This is a genomic window from Halalkalibacter sp. AB-rgal2, from assembly GCF_041821005.1.
GTDB lineage: Bacteria > Bacillota > Bacilli > Bacillales > Bacillaceae_D > Halalkalibacter.
In genome coordinates, this window is record NZ_JBGUAV010000001.1 from 307,889 (window position 1) to 324,467 (window position 16,579).

The 16,579-nt window shown below is 39.2% G+C and carries 20 protein-coding genes and 11 tRNA genes; 28 read left to right on the plus strand and 3 right to left on the minus strand.

All coding sequences use genetic code 11. From position 1 onward, the window contains the following. Positions 1 to 141 precede the first annotated feature (141 nt). Positions 142 to 1,509, minus strand: a complete 1,368-nt coding sequence (gene mgtE / locus ACERJO_RS01385) for a magnesium transporter (protein WP_373646362.1) — start codon at positions 1,507 to 1,509, stop codon at positions 142 to 144. A 198-nt stretch (positions 1,510 to 1,707) separates the two neighbouring features. On the opposite strand from mgtE, the gene ACERJO_RS01390 reads away from it, so the two are divergent. Both ACERJO_RS01390 and ACERJO_RS01395 read left to right on the plus strand, forming a co-directional pair. Beyond that, positions 1,708 to 2,043, plus strand: a complete 336-nt coding sequence (locus ACERJO_RS01390; RefSeq protein WP_247107512.1) for a DUF2325 domain-containing protein — start codon at positions 1,708 to 1,710, stop codon at positions 2,041 to 2,043. A gap of 6 nt (positions 2,044 to 2,049) precedes the next feature. Then, complete coding sequence (locus ACERJO_RS01395) at positions 2,050 to 2,568, plus strand: hypothetical protein (protein WP_373646363.1); 519 nt, start codon at positions 2,050 to 2,052, stop codon at positions 2,566 to 2,568. 46 nt (positions 2,569 to 2,614) lie between these two features. On the opposite strand, the gene ACERJO_RS01400 is transcribed toward ACERJO_RS01395, so the two are convergent. Next, positions 2,615 to 3,361, minus strand: coding sequence for a rhomboid family intramembrane serine protease (locus ACERJO_RS01400; RefSeq protein ID WP_247107510.1), 747 nt, complete (start codon positions 3,359 to 3,361; stop codon positions 2,615 to 2,617). A gap of 108 nt (positions 3,362 to 3,469) precedes the next feature. Between ACERJO_RS01400 and acpS the strand changes: the two genes are divergently transcribed. The 14 genes from acpS (at position 3,470) to ACERJO_RS01470 (ending at position 14,546) form a co-directional block, all read left to right on the plus strand. Then, the gene (gene acpS / locus ACERJO_RS01405) at positions 3,470 to 3,826 is read left to right on the plus strand and encodes a holo-ACP synthase (protein ID WP_247107509.1); all 357 of its coding nucleotides are present in this window, start codon (positions 3,470 to 3,472) and stop codon (positions 3,824 to 3,826) included. A gap of 206 nt (positions 3,827 to 4,032) precedes the next feature. Then, positions 4,033 to 5,046, plus strand: coding sequence for a LolA family protein (locus tag ACERJO_RS01410; protein WP_247107508.1), 1,014 nt, complete (start codon positions 4,033 to 4,035; stop codon positions 5,044 to 5,046). Positions 5,047 to 5,257: 211 nt separating this feature from the next. Beyond that, on the plus strand, positions 5,258 to 6,403 hold the full coding sequence (gene alr / locus ACERJO_RS01415) for an alanine racemase (RefSeq protein ID WP_247107507.1): 1,146 nt from the start codon (positions 5,258 to 5,260) through the stop codon (positions 6,401 to 6,403). A 100-nt stretch (positions 6,404 to 6,503) separates the two neighbouring features. Further along, entirely contained in the window at positions 6,504 to 6,788 is a 285-nt protein-coding gene (locus ACERJO_RS01420; RefSeq protein ID WP_035339893.1) for a CopG family ribbon-helix-helix protein, read from the plus strand. A gap of 3 nt (positions 6,789 to 6,791) precedes the next feature. Further along, a complete protein-coding gene (locus ACERJO_RS01425) occupies positions 6,792 to 7,142 on the plus strand; it encodes a type II toxin-antitoxin system PemK/MazF family toxin (RefSeq protein WP_035339895.1) in 351 nt (116 codons plus the stop codon). A 206-nt stretch (positions 7,143 to 7,348) separates the two neighbouring features. After that, on the plus strand, positions 7,349 to 8,167 hold the full coding sequence (locus ACERJO_RS01430) for an RsbT co-antagonist protein RsbRA (protein WP_247107506.1): 819 nt from the start codon (positions 7,349 to 7,351) through the stop codon (positions 8,165 to 8,167). Positions 8,168 to 8,184: 17 nt separating this feature from the next. Further along, on the plus strand, positions 8,185 to 8,541 hold the full coding sequence (locus tag ACERJO_RS01435) for an STAS domain-containing protein (protein WP_247107505.1): 357 nt from the start codon (positions 8,185 to 8,187) through the stop codon (positions 8,539 to 8,541). Between the two features lie 2 nt (positions 8,542 to 8,543). After that, positions 8,544 to 8,960 carry an anti-sigma regulatory factor gene (locus tag ACERJO_RS01440; protein ID WP_247107504.1) on the plus strand — a complete coding sequence of 139 codons (417 nt, stop codon included), beginning with the start codon at positions 8,544 to 8,546 and terminating at the stop codon, positions 8,958 to 8,960. A gap of 27 nt (positions 8,961 to 8,987) precedes the next feature. Continuing rightward, positions 8,988 to 10,001 (plus strand): PP2C family protein-serine/threonine phosphatase, encoded by a 1,014-nt coding sequence (locus ACERJO_RS01445; RefSeq protein WP_247107503.1) that lies wholly within the window; start codon positions 8,988 to 8,990, stop codon positions 9,999 to 10,001. A 65-nt stretch (positions 10,002 to 10,066) separates the two neighbouring features. Next, complete coding sequence (locus ACERJO_RS01450; RefSeq protein ID WP_035339904.1) at positions 10,067 to 10,390, plus strand: STAS domain-containing protein; 324 nt, start codon at positions 10,067 to 10,069, stop codon at positions 10,388 to 10,390. Continuing rightward, positions 10,391 to 10,876: an anti-sigma B factor RsbW gene (gene rsbW, locus ACERJO_RS01455; protein ID WP_247107502.1), complete on the plus strand. Its 486-nt coding sequence runs from the start codon at positions 10,391 to 10,393 to the stop codon at positions 10,874 to 10,876. After that, on the plus strand, positions 10,839 to 11,624 hold the full coding sequence (gene sigB / locus ACERJO_RS01460; protein WP_247107501.1) for an RNA polymerase sigma factor SigB: 786 nt from the start codon (positions 10,839 to 10,841) through the stop codon (positions 11,622 to 11,624). The genes rsbW and sigB overlap by 38 nt, the downstream gene beginning before the upstream one ends. Next, the gene (locus ACERJO_RS01465; protein WP_247107500.1) at positions 11,624 to 12,226 is read left to right on the plus strand and encodes a SpoIIE family protein phosphatase; all 603 of its coding nucleotides are present in this window, start codon (positions 11,624 to 11,626) and stop codon (positions 12,224 to 12,226) included. The genes sigB and ACERJO_RS01465 overlap by 1 nt, the downstream gene beginning before the upstream one ends. A 148-nt stretch (positions 12,227 to 12,374) precedes the next feature. Next, the gene (locus tag ACERJO_RS01470) at positions 12,375 to 14,546 is read left to right on the plus strand and encodes a Tex family protein (RefSeq protein WP_274169716.1); all 2,172 of its coding nucleotides are present in this window, start codon (positions 12,375 to 12,377) and stop codon (positions 14,544 to 14,546) included. A 48-nt stretch (positions 14,547 to 14,594) separates the two neighbouring features. Here ACERJO_RS01470 and cmpA read toward each other — a convergent pair whose 3' ends face one another. Then, positions 14,595 to 14,726 (minus strand): cortex morphogenetic protein CmpA, encoded by a 132-nt coding sequence (gene cmpA, locus ACERJO_RS01475; RefSeq protein ID WP_247107499.1) that lies wholly within the window; start codon positions 14,724 to 14,726, stop codon positions 14,595 to 14,597. A 56-nt stretch (positions 14,727 to 14,782) separates the two neighbouring features. On the opposite strand from cmpA, the gene ACERJO_RS01480 reads away from it, so the two are divergent. The 12 genes from ACERJO_RS01480 to ACERJO_RS01535 all read left to right on the plus strand — a co-directional run bounded on the left by ACERJO_RS01480 (position 14,783) and on the right by ACERJO_RS01535 (position 16,506). Further along, the gene (locus tag ACERJO_RS01480) at positions 14,783 to 15,277 is read left to right on the plus strand and encodes a SprT family protein (RefSeq protein ID WP_247107498.1); all 495 of its coding nucleotides are present in this window, start codon (positions 14,783 to 14,785) and stop codon (positions 15,275 to 15,277) included. A 124-nt stretch (positions 15,278 to 15,401) separates the two neighbouring features. After that, positions 15,402 to 15,476 (plus strand) — tRNA-Asn (locus tag ACERJO_RS01485). Between the two features lies 1 nt (position 15,477). Next, positions 15,478 to 15,568, plus strand: a tRNA-Ser gene (locus ACERJO_RS01490). 6 nt (positions 15,569 to 15,574) lie between these two features. Further along, positions 15,575 to 15,646 (plus strand) — tRNA-Glu (locus ACERJO_RS01495). 32 nt (positions 15,647 to 15,678) lie between these two features. After that, a tRNA-Val gene (locus ACERJO_RS01500) sits at positions 15,679 to 15,754 on the plus strand. A gap of 5 nt (positions 15,755 to 15,759) precedes the next feature. After that, a tRNA-Asp gene (locus ACERJO_RS01505) sits at positions 15,760 to 15,836 on the plus strand. Between the two features lie 8 nt (positions 15,837 to 15,844). After that, a tRNA-Leu gene (locus ACERJO_RS01510) sits at positions 15,845 to 15,926 on the plus strand. A gap of 30 nt (positions 15,927 to 15,956) precedes the next feature. Next, positions 15,957 to 16,043: transfer RNA gene (locus ACERJO_RS01515), tRNA-Leu, on the plus strand. Between the two features lie 36 nt (positions 16,044 to 16,079). Then, positions 16,080 to 16,156: transfer RNA gene (locus ACERJO_RS01520), tRNA-Arg, on the plus strand. A gap of 6 nt (positions 16,157 to 16,162) precedes the next feature. After that, positions 16,163 to 16,239 (plus strand) — tRNA-Pro (locus tag ACERJO_RS01525). A 74-nt stretch (positions 16,240 to 16,313) separates the two neighbouring features. Then, a tRNA-Gly gene (locus tag ACERJO_RS01530) sits at positions 16,314 to 16,387 on the plus strand. A 42-nt stretch (positions 16,388 to 16,429) separates the two neighbouring features. Then, positions 16,430 to 16,506: transfer RNA gene (locus ACERJO_RS01535), tRNA-Ile, on the plus strand. The last annotated feature ends 73 nt before the right edge of the window (positions 16,507 to 16,579 follow it).

Sequence of the window (16,579 nt, forward strand, 5' to 3'; positions counted from 1 at the left end):
TTTGCCCCAGCTTTTTTCTTTTTTAAAGATATAAATCTCTACATTAACCTAAAGATGGCTATATGGTGAAGAGACATTCTCTCTGTACCGACAAAACTTTTAATCCTTTTACATATTTCCAGGGAAATGTATGGCGTCTATTTATAAACCGACAAGCTTATGTAAGAACGCCGTCGCAATACCAAAATAAATCATCAATGAGAAAATATCATTTAATGTAGTAATTAAAGGGCCGGATGCTACCGCCGGGTCTACTCCGAATCGATACAATAATAGCGGAATGATTGTTCCTGCTAATGTTCCGACGATCAGCGTCACAAGTAATGAAGCACCGACAACAAGACCTAAGTAAATGTTCTGATCCTGCCAAAGAAAAGCGATTAGAGATATAAGCACACCGCAAGCGACCCCAATAATAATACCGACACGAAGCTCACGTATAATAAGTTTAAATGTTGTTTTTCGGTCGACGTTTGTCGTCACAATCCCACGAACGACGACGGCTAGTGATTGAGTTCCTGTGTTTCCAGTCATTCCGGCAATCATTGGCATAAAGAAAATAAGTGCTACTACTTGTTCAAGTGTTGCTTCAAAACCACTAATAATGCTTCCGGAAACAAGTCCAATAAATAATAACAATACAAGCCAAGGTAATCGCCGTACTGCAGCAGTTGTAGCCTTTGTATGGAAATCGATATCTTTACCGGAAGCAGATAACTTCTCAATATCTTCGTTCGCTTCTTTAATAAATACATCAATGGCGTCATCGACGGTAATGATACCTAATAATTTATTTCGGTTATCTACCACTGGAACAGCGATGAAATCATAGCGTTCAATCGTTTGGGCAACTTCTTCTTGATCATCATCTACATGAACAGATACTACACGATTGAACATTAAATCCTCAATGACTTCGTGCATATCAGCGATAAGTAAATCTCGATAAGAAACAACTCCAACTAACTGCTTTTCTTCATTAATCACATATAAGTAATAGATGTTCTCGGAAAAATGGGCATATTCCTTTAGTTTATCGACAGCTTGTCTTACCGTCTGGTCGGCATGTATCCAGACAAATTGATTGGTCATTAGTCCACCAGCAGTATCAGCAGGATAACTCATTAAAGACTGTATGTGTTGTGAATCCTCTTTTTTCATCACATCAAGGAATTCTTGGATTTTGTCAATTGATAGTTCATTTAATAAATCAGCAAGGTCATCATTGTCCATTAAGTCCATAACTTTAGAGGAACGTTCTATGCCGAGCTTATGTAAAATCTCAACCTGCATGTCATGGTCTAATTCTTGAATAAGATCGGCAATTTGATCAGGTGTAAGAAACGTAATAAATTTATGATGGTGCTTCTCAGGTAAACCTTTATATAATTGAGCGACATCATATGGATGGAGTTCATCAAGTATTTGTTGGAATGCACTTTTTTTAGCCTCTTTTAAATACTTTATGATCAATACAAGTAATTGATCTTCTGTCATATTTGCTACCATATAGCATCAGCACCTCCTTTAGTATGTACTAACTTTACAAGAAAATGGAGTGATTGACTAGCTATTAATATAACCTATTAAATGAGAATATATATTCTAACTGTTCCTAAAAATATCGTGAAGGTGTTGACAATGAGAAGCTATATCAATTAAGATTATGATAATGATAATTGTTATCAATTGAAAGGGGAGGATGAAATGTCTTCATTATTAATAGTAGGTGCAGATCGTCTTGGTTCGATTCCGAAGAAACTTGAACAGCTAGGGTTTGATGAAATCATTCATTTAAGTGGACGCAAAGTGCAGATGGTGAAAAGAAGAATTCCGGCTCATGTTGATTTGATACTTGTGCTGACGGACTTTATTAACCATAATTTATCAAGTGTGCTAAAGAAAAAAGCAAGTGAGCAAGAAATCCCAATCTGTTATGCTAAACGGTCATGGTGTTCGATCTATCAAGCGATTGGTGATTGTGAAAGCCAATGCGCGTATAAAAATGAATGTGCTCACTATCAGCAAAAAGGTAGGAGATGAACACCGATGAGATCGCATGCGACATACGGAAAATTGATTAAGAACCCTTTCATGAACAGTGAAGGAAGCATACATAATCAGATAAGTTGGCACAATAAGGTTCAGTCTAGTGTGAACCGTATTGTATTTCATTGCTCAAGCACTTCGGTTACGACGTTTGAGTTTTTGAAAAAAGTATCAGTAGAATGGGAAGACTTGAAAAAGTCCACATTTTATTCTGAAAGGCACTTTTATCTGGTGCTCGTACCATTAATGGATCATTTATTAAAATGGTTTTTAGTAAATAAAATGAGTGCTGAGTTGAAAAAGATTGATAGTGAAACAATGCTTTTTATTGAGGGTAGTCAAGAGACATCATCTTTTGCTATTCAAAAAATGATGGTTGGAGTGACGGAACCCGTCTTTGAGGAATTTTGTATTTTTGTTAGTATTTATTGTAAATATAAATTTGGTCGTAAGCCTACGGTAATTGAAGTATATGATTTGTTACATGAAAAGAAATTTATATGGAGAGAGTGGAGGTAGGATGATACAGGTTCTAAATCGACCATCCTACTTCTTTTTAATGATCTTAGAAAAGACGTGAGAAAATACCGATTATAATAAGCACAGCTAAAGCGATCCAAGCGATTCGAATCATTAATTGTTTTTTCTTTGCTCGTTGCTGCCACCTGTTTGGATTAAAGACAGGCTCACTAGGCTCTGTGTGCGTTGCTCTTTGCATGTAATAAGGCTTCACTCCGACTAAGAAGAGAGGAGCGATAGCTGCACCTGAAATTAAGCCGAATAAGTGGGCGAGTATATTAATATTTGAATAAGCAAAAGTCATAATCAGTCCAATAATTAGTATCGTCACCACAATCTGTCCGCTGTTACGATCCATTAAATCTTTACGGTTAAGGACGATGTATAAATAGAGTCCAAGTAACCCGTATATAGCACCTGATGCACCTAAGTGCTGGTAAAAAGGTTGTTCCAAAAAGAAGGTCGCTATATTAGCTATGATGCCCGTTAATAAGTAAAAAATGAGGAATTTAACGGAGCCTAGCATTTTCTCAGCGGCAGGTCCGAAAATAACTAATGAAAATGTGTTGAATATAACATGTGATAGCCCCAAATGTAAAAAGATTGGTGTGACAAGTCGCCAATACTCCCCGTTTGCGACAGCTAAATTAAAACCTACTCCAAAGTATTGAATCGATTGTCCAAAAGGTAAAAAATTCATCCAAATAAATAAAATTAAGTGTATGGCTGCTAGCGTTGTAATGACTGGATAGTTCTTTCTAAAAGAGTAGAAGCTCTCATGACGAATAAACATAACTCATCTCCTTTCTATTTGCTATTATAGCAGAGAATCGGCATAATTCCTTACTATAGACTATGTGATTGGATGGTGAACATTCATAAAGTGGAAATGAGGGAAACGATGATTAAAGGAATTGGGATTGATATTGTTGAAATAGAACGAATCGAAGAAATAGTCAATCGAAAGTCTAAGTTTGCTACGAAAATTTTAACTGAAAAGGAGCATTACTATTATCAAACGCTAAAAGACAGGCGACAGTTAGAATTTTTAGCTGGCCGCTTTGCGGCGAAGGAAGCATTTGTTAAAGCGGCCGGAACTGGCATTTCGAAGCAATATAGCTGGCATGACATAACGATTATGAGTGAAGAATCAGGTAAACCTGTAATGGAAGTAGAGGGAGTGGAGGCTCGCCTTCATCTTTCTATTTCACATAGCCGTTCCTACGCGATTGCTCAGGTTATTATTGAAAGCTTGTAAAGCTAGTCTGCATATTGCCTAAGGTTGTCTCATATAGTTGTAGTGCGAATAGAAGAGGAGAGTCATTCAGCGTCTAATCATCGACAATAGTGCAGTATCTACACAGTGCATTCCCAGTCATGCACATTATGGTAGACGAAAAGCAGCAAGTAATGACGTGATGAATGCATTTGATCTTCTTTCAAATGAGACAAAGGGGTGAAGGCATGAGAAAAGTAGTGTGGTTTGTTACAACAGGCTTGTTACTCGCCATAATTCTTGCAGGTTGTGGTGAAAAAACACAGGAAGACATTATGACAGATTTAGAAAAGAAACATTCTGATATGACTGGGTATAAGTTGGAAGCAACAATGACATTGGAAACTGGACAGGAGCAGCAACAATACGGAGTTGAGGTTTGGCATCAATCAGACAGTCAGTATCGAGTAGCTTTAGAAAATGAGAACAAGGATCAAAGTCAAATTATTTTACGAAATGATGATGGAGTGTTTGTGTTAACGCCCGCCTTGAATAAAAGCTTCCGTTTCCAAAGTGATTGGCCGACAAACGGTAGTCAAGTTTATTTATACGAATCGCTTATTCAAGATATTTTAATGGACCCAGAGCGTTCCTTCCAGGCGGATGAGGATCATTATGTATTCCAAACGAATACGAATTATCAAAATAAAAATTTGCACACGCAGGAAATTAAGTTGAACAAGAAAGATTTAGAACCGGTTGAAGTAAAGGTGATGAACACTGATCTAGAGGTGTTGGTTACGTTGCAATTTACGAGCTTTGAGTGGAATGCCTCCTTTAATGATGGCGATTTTGATACAGAGAGAAATATGAATGGAGCGCAAATGGGTGATGAACCTGCGATGGCTGAACCAACTGAATCGATGGCTGTTCACTATCCTTTATTTACACCAGATGGCACACAGTTAGCTTCCTCCAAGAGTATTGGAACAGAAGGTGAGGAACGAGTTGTTTTAGAATATAGTGGAGAAAAGCCGTTTACGATTATTCAGGAACAGAGTCGAGTCGTCCCAGCTTCTACCCCAATGAATATGAGTGGTCAAGGAGAGCCAGTTGACCTCGGCTTTACAATTGGTGTGATGACAAATGAATCCTTGACTTGGACATACAATGGTGTTGACTTCTTTATGGCATCTGAACATTTGGAGGCAGATGATATGATCGCAATTGCGAGCTCTGTTTATGGGACGGAAGAAAAGTAAGGATTGAGACTCGGCGGAATGCTGAGTCTCTTTTTTAAAAAAGAGAGGATTGTTATGAACGAATGTTAATACTGATTGTTTCATGAAAGGGATAAGACCATTTTGTCATTAAATAAAGGTTTGATTGTAATGTAATTATAGAATTATGGTAAAATAGAGAGACTAGACATTTGTTTAGATATGAGTGGAGTTTTTATTGGAGGATCATAGGATGAGTAAGGAATTTTATAGAGATACATGGGCAGAAATCGATCTTCGCGCTATTCGTCATAATATGAAGTCGGTCTGTAATCTCTATCATAATCTTGGACGAGATGTAGAGGTTATGGCAGTTGTGAAGGCGAATGGGTACGGTCATGGGGCTATTGAAGTGGCAAAAGCAGTACTTGAGAGTGGGGCAGCATATTTGGCTGTTGCTTTATTAGATGAAGCAATTGAATTAAGGGATGCCGGGATTGGAGCACCAATTCTCGTAATGGGACGTATTAGACCTGAGGATGTGGCAATTGCGATTCGTTATCGAATCACCGTTACGGTCTTTCAAATAGAATGGTTGTATGAGGCAGAGCATTATATTGATGCTGATGCTGATCAGAAATTATTCATTCATATAAAAGTGGATACTGGTATGGGGCGGATTGGTGTGCGTTTAAAGTCTGAACTCCTTCCGATCGTTTCGTTTATTTCAAAACACACGAACATGGAATTAGAAGGGATATTCACCCACTTTGCAACTGCAGATGAAATAAATACCGACTATTATGAAACGCAACATAAGCGTTTTCTCAATGTGTTAACATGGATGAAGGAGCTGGGTGTCCATATACCCCTTATTCATAGTGGTAATAGTGCAGCGGGAATGCGCTTTCCGGATCATACATTTAACATGTTCAGATTTGGTATATCTTTATATGGATTAACACCATCATTAGAAATACAAGGAGAACTACCTATCGAATTAAAGCCAGCATTTATGCTTAAAAGTCGATTAACGCATGTTAAAAAGCTTCCTGCAGGCGAAGCAATAAGTTATGGGGCGACCTATCAAACAGAAGCGGACGAATGGATTGGGACCATACCAATTGGTTATGCAGATGGCTGGATTAGAAAGAATAGTACAAACAGTGGGGAAGTGCTTGTGAATGGGGAGCGTGTCCCTTTAGTTGGACGTATATGCATGGATCAATGTATGATTCATCTTAAAGAGTCAATTGAGGTTGGAACTGTTGTGACATTAATTGGTCAAGACCATAATGCGTCCATTTCAGTTGATGAAGTTGCCGAAAGGCTTGAGACAATTAATTATGAAATTGTTTGTATGATTGGTATGCGAGTTCCAAGAGTTTATATAAATTAATTTGAATTGACTTTGCAAATGGTATTGGCAAATGGTATGATTAATTTTGGAGATAAATAGGCTATAAGCTAGTTCGTGTAATGGTGGATGCTGGGGGTGGATGTTTGTGTCAGAGCAGAGTACAGAGCGGATTGTTATTAATTTGCCACAACATTTGTTGAACGAGGTGGACGGTATGATCAAGCAAGAGAATGTCGATCGTAGTGAGTTTATTTCACAAGCAACTAAGATGTACCTTCGTGAGCGGAAGAAACGTCAAATCCGTGAGACGATGCAGCAAGGTTATATGGAAATGGCGAAGATTAACTTAAATATCGCTTCAGAATCTTTTCTTGCCGAGGAGGAAGCAGAGAATACCCTCGATCGCTTAGTGAGCGGGGTGTAGCCTTTGATGGTCAAACGAGGTGATGTATATTTTGCTGATCTTTCTCCTGTTGTAGGATCTGAGCAAGGAGGGGTTAGGCCTGTCCTTATTATCCAAAATGATATTGGAAATCGTTTTAGTCCTACGGTGATCGTAGCAGCGATTACAGCACAAATTCAAAAGGCGAAGCTACCGACACATGTTGAAATTAATGCAAAGCGTTATGGATTTGATCGAGATTCGGTTATCTTGCTTGAACAAATACGTACAATTGATAAACAACGATTAACAGATAAGATTACGCATCTAGATGATGATATGATGAATCGAGTCAATGAAGCCTTGTTCATCAGTTTAGGCCTTATTGATTTTTAAATCGAACGGCAAGCTCCGCTATGCGGGGTTTTTTTGCGTAATCATACCTTATAAATTCTATAAATCCTAAATGTGGACTTATAAGTAATTACCCGGAAATGAGATAAGTAAAACGAATGTAACAAAAATGTAAAACGCAAAAATCTTTGCAACGAAACCGGTCTCATGAAATAATATGATTATTGAAATGAGAGGGGAATGGATGTATGCAACCTTATTTAGTATCGTTTGTTTCAAGAAAGCGTGAAGAAATACTTGAAAAGTGGGATGGACAATTAAAGGCGATAAGAGAGGAGAATTATTTAGATTCTATCTCAGATTCAGTCTATGAAAATACAAATCAAACGTTTATGAATTACATCGTGAGTATGGTTAACTTGGGTTCAGCAGAAGCGAAGGTGAAAATTAGCGAGTTGGCTGATGAATACATACAGAGCGGTTGGCCGTTAGCGTATTTCACACAAGGGTTACAAGCGTTTCGTAGAGTCATTATTGATGTGTACTCTTCTAATAGTGCTAATATGGAAGAATTTATGGATGTCTTTTATGAGCTTGAAGAATGGACTAGTGGGATCATAAATCAATTGGTCTCTGATTACAGCGGTTCGTGGGAAAATATCTTCGAAATGCAAAAGCTATCTTTGTTAGAATTATCGGCACCGCTTATCCCTGTATTTGAAGGGGTAACCGTTATGCCGTTAATCGGAACGATTGATACAGCACGGGCAAAGCTTATTATGGAAAACTTATTAGAAGGGGTTATTGAGCATCGTTCTCAGGTTGTTCTAATCGATATTACGGGAGTACCGGTAGTAGATACAATGGTTGCTCATCATGTTATTCAAGCGTCTGAGGCAGTTCGTTTAGTAGGTTCAACCTGTATCCTAGTTGGAATACGACCAGAGATTGCTCAAACGATTGTCAACCTTGGTATAGACCTTAGTGAGTTTCCTACTAAGAGTACATTGAAGAAGGGAATAGAAACTGCGTTCGAGCTCGTTAATAAAAAAGTAGTCGACCTTTAAAAAGGAGGACAGAATCTATGAGAATACCAATATTAAAATTAAGTCATTATTTATTAGTAAGTGTTCAAGTTGAGTTAGATGACCAAACTGCGCTGCAGTTTCAGGAGGACTTATTAAATAAAATTCATAATGAAGGCTCATTAGGAGTGGTCATTGATTTAACTTCTGTTGATATGATTGACTCATTTATCGCGAAAGTGTTAGGTGATGTTGTTGATATGTCTGGTTTAATGGGGGCTAAGGTTGTTTTGACCGGAATACAACCAGCTGTTGCTATAACCCTAATTGATATGGGGATAAAGTTGCAAAATGTAAAAACAGCGTTGGATTTAGAGCAAGGTCTTGAAAAACTCCAACTAGAATTGGAGGAGTGAAGATGAACGAACAACCTTGTGTAGAAGTGAAAAATGAGTGGGGAATTGTTGCGGCTCGGCAAGCTGGCCGGACATTATCCAAAGAAATTGGTTTTGGTAGTGTGGACCAAGCTCGAATCACAACAGCGATCTCAGAGTTAGCTCGTAACATATATTTATATGCGAAGCGTGGAGAAATTTGCATTCAAAAAGTTGAAAAGAAGAGTCAGGTTGCTAAGAAGTATGGGATTCGTGTAATTGCTAGAGATAGAGGTCCCGGAATTCCAGATGTACGTCAGGTGATGACGGATGGTTTTACGACTTCTGGAGGAATGGGTGCCGGATTACCTGGTGTTAAGCGTCTGATGGACGAGTTTACGATTGATTCAAATGAAGGTGAAGGTACAACGATTACAACTATTAAATGGTTAATACAATGATGAAATAAAGGTGACAGGGGGAGTAAAGTGGACAAGAAGGTAACTAGCTTAGAGCAAGAATATTTGCAGATCCTTCAAACATTTCTTCATCAAAAGAGTGAGAAAGGTCTCTATCAAGCACAACAGTTTAGTAAACGTCTTTTAGAGGAGCAAGTATCACCTGAAGAATTTGTTAGTGTTCATCGATCGGTTTTAGTTGAGCTGTTTCCTAATGTGCAAGGCGAGATGCTAGATTCATTTGACCTGTTACTAGAAGTAATGATGGGATATGGTTTGGCATACCGTGAGCATCAAAGCTTAAGGGATCGACAGCTAGAGCTAGAATCTGAAATTGATGTCGCTGCGAGTATGCAGCAAACACTACTACCAGAGCGAGTACCGCAAACAAGCTCACTTGATATAGGTGTTATTAGTGTTGCTGCTAATAAGATGAGTGGTGATTATTATCATTTTATACAAGAGGAGAATAATAGAGTTGGAGTAGCAATCGCTGATATTATTGGTAAAGGTGTGCCGGCAGCATTATGTATGTCAATGATTAAATATGCTATGGATAGTTTATCGCGGCTCAATCAGCAGCCTGGTGTGATGCTTGAAAATGTGAACCGTGTTGTTGAACAAAATATAAGTGATAATATGTTTATTACGATGATGTACGGATCTTATGATATAAATAAGCATTTATTTTATTATGCGAGTGCAGGACATGAGCCAGGCTTCTTTTATAATGCGAATAATGATGCATTCGAAGAGTTGTATGCAAAAGGGATGGTTCTTGGTTTAGCAAGTGGGACGGCATATAAAGAATACGAAAAGTCTTTAAATGTCGGTGACTTTGTTGTACTGCTTTCAGATGGAGTAACAGAATCAAGAAATCAAGATCGCTTCATTGAAAGGGAGGAAATTGTGACTCTACTTCGACAAACTATGCATGCATCCGCACAAGAGATGGTTCAGCATGTGTATGAAGAAATGTCTAAATGGCAAGAGTATGAGCTCAAAGATGATTTTACGATGATTATTTTAAAAAGAAATGTTTAAGTAATAGTAAGTGGTGGTATGGAGAAACTATATAAGGTATATAAGGGAAAGGGAGTTATGAAACGATGAACCTATCCGTACGATTTGAAAAAAAAGAAAATGAACATAATGTATTTCTTACAGGAGAAATCGATGCTTATACTGCACCTAAATTAAAGGAATCTTTAGCTCCGTTGGCACAATACCATGACCAAGACATCATTATTGATTTATCAGACGTTGAATATATTGATAGTACTGGTCTAGGAATATTTATTGGTGTGTTTAAGGCGATGCATAATCATAACGGTCATTTAAAGCTTGTTGGTTTATCTGAACGAATTCACCGACTATTTTCAATAACGGGACTAGACGAAGTAATGACTATTGAAAAGAAGGAGCGAGTGTAAATGAGTCAGCATGAGTGTGATCAAATAACAATGTCGTTACCTGCAAAGCCCGAATATGTGGGGGTGGTCCGTCTAACTGTGTCAGGTATTGCCAACCGTATCGGTTTTTCATATGACGAAATTGAAGATATGAAAATTGCCGTTGCTGAGGCATGTACGAATGTAGTGACACATGCTTATGAAGAAGAAGGGAAGATGAATGTATCCTTTTCGGTACAGCCTGACCGATTAGAGGTTGCTGTTGCGGATAAAGGCCAAAGCTTTAATTTATCTGATTTAAAAGACCACTTAAGGCCAGTTGATTCAGATCAACCAGTTGCAGATTTGAAGGAAGGTGGACTTGGCTTGTTCCTTATTAACACATTAATGGATAAAGTAGAAATTAGTAATCAAACAGGAGTCATTTTAGTTATGACTAAGTTTCTTCACAGAGATGAGGTGGAGCAACATGTCGACCGAATCAATACAACGCAACCAGGGCAATGATGATGTATATAGGTGGATTGATCAATATCAGCAAACTGGAGATCGAGATCTCCAGTTGAAGATTGTTGAGCACTATAAAGGGCTTGTACATTCATTATCAAGAAAGTTTTCCAGAGGTAAGGACCATGAAGAGGATCTTTTTCAAGTAGGTATGGTTGGATTGTTGGCAGCTTTGCGGCGCTTTGATGGGGAATTTGGCAAGAGCTTTGAGTCTTTTGCAGTTCCGACTATTGTCGGTGAAATTAAACGGTTTATTCGTGATAAGACTTGGAGTGTGCATGTTCCACGGCGCATTAAGGAATTGGGTCCGAAAATAAAAAATGCCGTAGAAGAATTGACAACAGAATATCAGCGATCGCCTCTTGTTCATGAAATTGCTGAACACCTAGGTGTCTCAGAAGAGGATGTACTTGAAACGATGGAGATGAGCCAAAGTTATCAGGCATTATCAGTAGATCGTACGTTAGAAGCCGATCAAGAAGGTGGAGAAACGACGTTGCTTGATTTAATAGGCGAAGAAGAGTCTGGTTTTGAAAAAGCTGATCGAAGGATGATGCTCGAGAATGCATTGAAAGTATTAAGTGAGAGAGAGCGGCAAATCATCTACTTGACGTATTATGAGCATCTTAGTCAGAAAGAAACTGGTGAGCGACTTGGTATATCTCAAATGCATGTGTCTCGCTTACAACGTAAAGCATTGAATAGATTAAAGGAATCGATCAACATCGAAGCGTCGGAGATCTTATAATGATTAACCATTATACAGATGGAAAAACAGTGGTTGTAGCATTAGAAAAATCAAAGCCAGGGAAATCTTGTTGTGGAGATGTACATACGGTTCTACATACAGATGAATATATGCTATGTACAGTAATTGATGGTTTAGGTAGCGGTGAAGGCGCTAGAAGGTCTGCCAACATTGTTATGGACGCAATTGTCCGTTATCACGATCATCCCGTTGATGTTATAGCAGAAAAAGGTAACAAGGACTTGTTATTTGAGCGCGGTGCGGTTTTGACAATTATTAAGATTCACTACGAAAAAAGAGAAATATCCTATTGTAATTACGGTAATATTGGTTTTATGTTATGTTTGCCAGACGGGAAGCTCATTCAACCTATTCCGAAGAGAGGTTATTTATCTGGTAGGAAAAGTACGTTCAATATACATTACTTTCCATTTGAGAAAGATAGTGTGTTTTGCTTGTATTCAGATGGAGTGAGTTCACCTTTTAATAAGGAGCAACTGTTGTCGATAAGAGAATTGGAAGATATTATTCCATATTTGAACTATAGTACAGAGCAAATAAATGATGATGTGACGGTTCTTGTCGGGAGAATAACTGAGTAGTGTGTATGCTTGTTAGCTAGCTTAAGCTAATGAGCTTTTTTCTTCGTGTAAATATAAAACTCATATGACCTTTCGTGATGGAGGTTAAAGCTTGAAAATCATCAGTTGTGATATGATATGGATAATATATGTATAAAGAGGTGCTTCTATGAATGAAGAAAAGAAAATGCAAATAATTGCTAAATTAGCTCAGGAATCAAATACTAAAGAACAATATGTGACTCAGCTCATTGAGTTAGTAGGAGAAGGAAATACGGTTCCTTTTATCGCGCGTTACCGAAAAGAGATGACAGGTGGGCTTGATGAGGTTCAAATTCGTGACATTGTTGAGAAATGGGAATATGAGAATCAATTATTGAAAAGGCAAGAAGAGGTAGTGCGCTTAATTGAAGAGCAAGGGAAGTTAACGGATGAATTACGTGTACAAATTGAATCAGCAAAAAAGCTGCAAGAAATAGAGGATTTATATCGACCGTATAAGCAAAAGCGTCGTACTAGAGCGACGGTAGCGAAAGAAAAAGGGTTAGAACCATTTGCGGAGTGGTTGTTTTCCTTGCCGAAATCAGGTGACATAGAAAGTGAATCGAACGCATACATAAACGAAGAAAAAGAAGTGACGACGATTGAAGAAGTTATACAAGGCGCACAAGACATTATAGCAGAATGGGTGTCTGATGATGCTGACTTGAGGAAGTGGATTCGTCATCGAGGTTTTTCTGAAGGGAAAATCCAAGCGTCTGTGAAAGATCAATCTCTTGATGAGAAAAGTGTATTTGAAATGTACTATGAATACGATGAAGCGATAAGAGCGATCGTACCACACCGTATTTTGGCGATGAATCGTGGAGAGAAGGAAGGGATTCTGCGGGTGTCATTGCTCTTTCCTAATGAACGGGTGCTCCAACAAATGAAAAGGAAGTTTATCACTCAGCATTCGTTCGTAGAAAATCTGGTCTCAGATGCAATTGAAGATGCATATAAACGTTTAATAACCCCTTCCATTGAACGAGAAATTCGAAATGAGCTCACAGAAAAGGCTGAGGCACAAGCGATCCATATTTTTTCCGAGAATTTAAGGCATTTATTGTTGCAGCCACCAATGAAGGATAAGGTTGTACTAGGGGTTGATCCAGCTTATCGTACAGGTTGTAAGTTGGCTGTCGTAGATCATACAGGAAAAGTGCTGGATATAGCAGTTGTCTATCCTACTCCACCGAGAAATGAAGTAGAGAAAGCGTCGGCTGTCGTAAAAGAGTTAATTGAGAAGCATTCGGTAACTATGGTTGCGATAGGAAATGGAACGGCATCAAGGGAAACAGAACAGTTTGTCGCTGATACGATGAAAGAGATCGACCGTGAAATCTATTATCTTATTGTTAATGAAGCGGGTGCGAGTGTTTATTCGGCATCGGACTTAGGGAGAGAGGAATTTCCACATCTGAAAGTTGAAGAAAGAAGTGCAGTATCAATTGCGCGAAGACTACAAGATCCTCTAGCAGAACTAGTGAAGATTGATCCGAAGTCGGTGGGTGTTGGTCAATATCAACATGATGTCTCGCAAAAGAGTTTGTCTGAATCTTTGACATTCGTTGTTGAAACGGTTGTTAACCAAGTGGGTGTTAATGTGAATACAGCATCGGTTGCTCTTTTACAATATGTAGCAGGACTTTCGAAGTCTGTAGCGACAAACATTATTAAACAGCGTGAAGAGCAGGGGAGATTTACGGATCGGAAGCAGTTAAAGAAAGTTCCGCGTCTAGGTGCGAAGACGTATGAGCAAGCGATCGGTTTTCTGCGTATTATTGATGGGACACAGCCGTTAGATGCTACGGCTATTCACCCAGAGAGTTATAAGGAAGCTCAAGAGTTGCTTATGCGAGTCGGCGCTAAGGCTGATGATATTGGTAGTGAAAAAGTGAAGCTTAATTTGCAAAATATTGATTTGAAACAGGCTACCCAAGAGATGGGGATTGGTGTTCCCACTTTGCGTGATATTGTTGAATCACTTATTCGACCTGCGCGTGATCCGCGTGATGAAGTTGCTAAGCCTTTACTGAAGCAAGGTGTTTTGCAAATGGAGGATTTAATGGCAGGCATGGAATTGCAAGGAACTGTTCGAAATGTTGTTGATTTTGGTGCTTTTGTTGACATAGGTGTGAAGCAGGATGGATTAGTACATATTTCGAAGTTGACAAATCGCTTTGTGAAACATCCATTAGAGGTTGTATCAGTAGGAGAAATTGTAACGGTTTGGGTTGATCAAGTAGATATTGGGAAGGGAAGGATTGCTTTAACAATGAAAGAACCTGACAAGCAATGATTGTAATAGGGAAAGCCTGTCTAGATCGAGGCAGGCTTTTTCATATGGTCATAGGCTTGACTTGATGGATGTACGTATTTTTTCTTTGTAATAAAACCAACATTGATTTAAAATCTTTATTTGAGTACGATCTTTGCGTAAATAGGCTCGCCTTAATTGTTGTCTCAGCCAGTTAGGCATGAGGATCAACTCCTTAGCATCTCGGTTTTTATTAGTATATGTCAGGGAGGTTGTCAATGTTGAAAGGTAGTGGAAATATGGATAAGCATATGAAGTGGTTAAATGAAAACAGCCTCCAAAAATTAGTAGAAGAAATATCGTTAACGTACTTTAATAGGCCGTTCCAGCATCGTGCATTGTATAATAATAGGCTTCGTACAACAGGAGGAAGGTATTTGTTGCATTCTCATCATATTGAAATTAATCCTAAACAAGTTCTACATTTCGGTTATGAAGGACTTGTCGGTATTATTAAGCATGAGCTTTGCCACTATCATTTACATATAGAAGGCAAAGGATACAAGCATCAAGACTGTGAATTCAAAAGCTTAATGAAAAAGGTTGGGGCCCCGCGCTATTGTGATATGATTCCAGGGATGAAGAGAGAACACAAAGCTACGCATGTTTATCAATGTCTAGGTTGTTCTTTGGAATTTGTTAGGAAAAGAAGGATTGATACGTCCAAATTCGTCTGTGGGAAATGCCGAGGGAAATTGCAAAAAAAATCTTGAAATAGTATTGATAGATGAAGTTGTATTATGATATATTATAGAAGTCGCTGAAATAAGTGCTTTTTTAGTTGACATGTTAAAGGTGACTGTTTATAATACTTTAAGTCGACATTCGTTGATATATTCCACAGTAGCTCAGTGGTAGAGCTATCGGCTGTTAACCGATCGGTCGTAGGTTCGAATCCTACCTGTGGAGCCATGGAGAAGTACCCAAGTGGCTGAAGGGGCGCCCCTGCTAAGGGTGTAGGTCGTTTGCGCGGCGCGAGGGTTCAAATCCCTCCTTCTCCGCCACTTTTTGGCCCGTTGGTCAAGCGGTTAAGACACCGCCCTTTCACGGCGGTAACACGGGTTCGAATCCCGTACGGGTCATATTTTCATAGTGAATTTTAGAATTCTTATATGGAGGATTAGCTCAGCTGGGAGAGCACCTGCCTTACAAGCAGGGGGTCGGCGGTTCGATCCCGTCATCCTCCACCATTAGTGGTCCGGTAGTTCAGTTGGTTAGAATGCCTGCCTGTCACGCAGGAGGTCGCGGGTTCGAGTCCCGTCCGGACCGCCACTAATTTCGCGGGTGTGGCGGAATTGGCAGACGCGCTAGACTTAGGATCTAGTGTCTTATGACGTGGGGGTTCGACTCCCTTCACCCGCACTTGGAAGTTAAAAGAATAATGGTGTTAATGCGGTTGTGGCGGAATGGCAGACGCGCTAGGTTGAGGGCCTAGTGGGGGTTGACCCCGTGGAGGTTCGAGTCCTCTCAACCGCACCAATTTAATAACCATTGGATATACTAAGAATTTTACGTGCGCCCTTAGCTCAGCTGGATAGAGTGTTTGGCTTCGAACCAAAAGGTCGGGAGTTCGAATCTCTCAGGGCGTGCCATATTATCGGGAAGTAGCTCAGCTTGGTAGAGCACTTGGTTTGGGACCAAGGGGTCGCAGGTTCAAATCCTGTCTTCCCGACCATGAAAAAAAGGTTGCTATTTTTGTATAAATAGTGTATTATAAGATTTGTCGTCATTATTAGTTTGTTATAATTTGCGGGTGTAGTTTAGTGGTAAAACCTCAGCCTTCCAAGCTGATGTCGTGAGTTCGATTCTCATCACCCGCTCCAACAATCAAATATTGGTTAGGTGCTTTTTTTATGCCTTTTTTAGGGCCTGTAGCTCAGCTGGTTAGAGCGCACGCCTGATAAGCGTGAGGTCGGTGGTTCGAGTCCACTCAGGCCCACCAAAAAAACACTTGACTATAATTGAATGAGGATTTAAACTTAAAAAGTCGCTTTAGAGCGATGAGGAAAAGTTCT

Bases quoted from the DNA above. Each gene is read 5' to 3' on its own strand.
- mgtE (WP_373646362.1), bottom strand. From the start codon at position 1,509: ATGGTAGCAAATATGACAGAAGATCAATTACTTGTATTGATCATAAAG.
- ACERJO_RS01390 (WP_247107512.1), top strand. From the start codon at position 1,708: ATGTCTTCATTATTAATAGTAGGTGCAGATCGTCTTGGTTCGATTCCG.
- ACERJO_RS01395 (WP_373646363.1), top strand. From the start codon at position 2,050: ATGAGATCGCATGCGACATACGGAAAATTGATTAAGAACCCTTTCATG.
- ACERJO_RS01400 (WP_247107510.1), bottom strand. From the start codon at position 3,361: ATGTTTATTCGTCATGAGAGCTTCTACTCTTTTAGAAAGAACTATCCA.
- acpS (WP_247107509.1), top strand. From the start codon at position 3,470: ATGATTAAAGGAATTGGGATTGATATTGTTGAAATAGAACGAATCGAA.
- ACERJO_RS01410 (WP_247107508.1), top strand. From the start codon at position 4,033: ATGAGAAAAGTAGTGTGGTTTGTTACAACAGGCTTGTTACTCGCCATA.
- alr (WP_247107507.1), top strand. From the start codon at position 5,258: ATGAGTAAGGAATTTTATAGAGATACATGGGCAGAAATCGATCTTCGC.
- ACERJO_RS01420 (WP_035339893.1), top strand. From the start codon at position 6,504: ATGTTTGTGTCAGAGCAGAGTACAGAGCGGATTGTTATTAATTTGCCA.
- ACERJO_RS01430 (WP_247107506.1), top strand. From the start codon at position 7,349: ATGCAACCTTATTTAGTATCGTTTGTTTCAAGAAAGCGTGAAGAAATA.
- ACERJO_RS01435 (WP_247107505.1), top strand. From the start codon at position 8,185: ATGAGAATACCAATATTAAAATTAAGTCATTATTTATTAGTAAGTGTT.
- ACERJO_RS01440 (WP_247107504.1), top strand. From the start codon at position 8,544: ATGAACGAACAACCTTGTGTAGAAGTGAAAAATGAGTGGGGAATTGTT.
- ACERJO_RS01450 (WP_035339904.1), top strand. From the start codon at position 10,067: ATGAACCTATCCGTACGATTTGAAAAAAAAGAAAATGAACATAATGTA.
- rsbW (WP_247107502.1), top strand. From the start codon at position 10,391: ATGAGTCAGCATGAGTGTGATCAAATAACAATGTCGTTACCTGCAAAG.
- sigB (WP_247107501.1), top strand. From the start codon at position 10,839: ATGTCGACCGAATCAATACAACGCAACCAGGGCAATGATGATGTATAT.
- ACERJO_RS01465 (WP_247107500.1), top strand. From the start codon at position 11,624: ATGATTAACCATTATACAGATGGAAAAACAGTGGTTGTAGCATTAGAA.
- ACERJO_RS01470 (WP_274169716.1), top strand. From the start codon at position 12,375: ATGAATGAAGAAAAGAAAATGCAAATAATTGCTAAATTAGCTCAGGAA.
- cmpA (WP_247107499.1), bottom strand. From the start codon at position 14,726: ATGCCTAACTGGCTGAGACAACAATTAAGGCGAGCCTATTTACGCAAA.
- ACERJO_RS01480 (WP_247107498.1), top strand. From the start codon at position 14,783: ATGTTGAAAGGTAGTGGAAATATGGATAAGCATATGAAGTGGTTAAAT.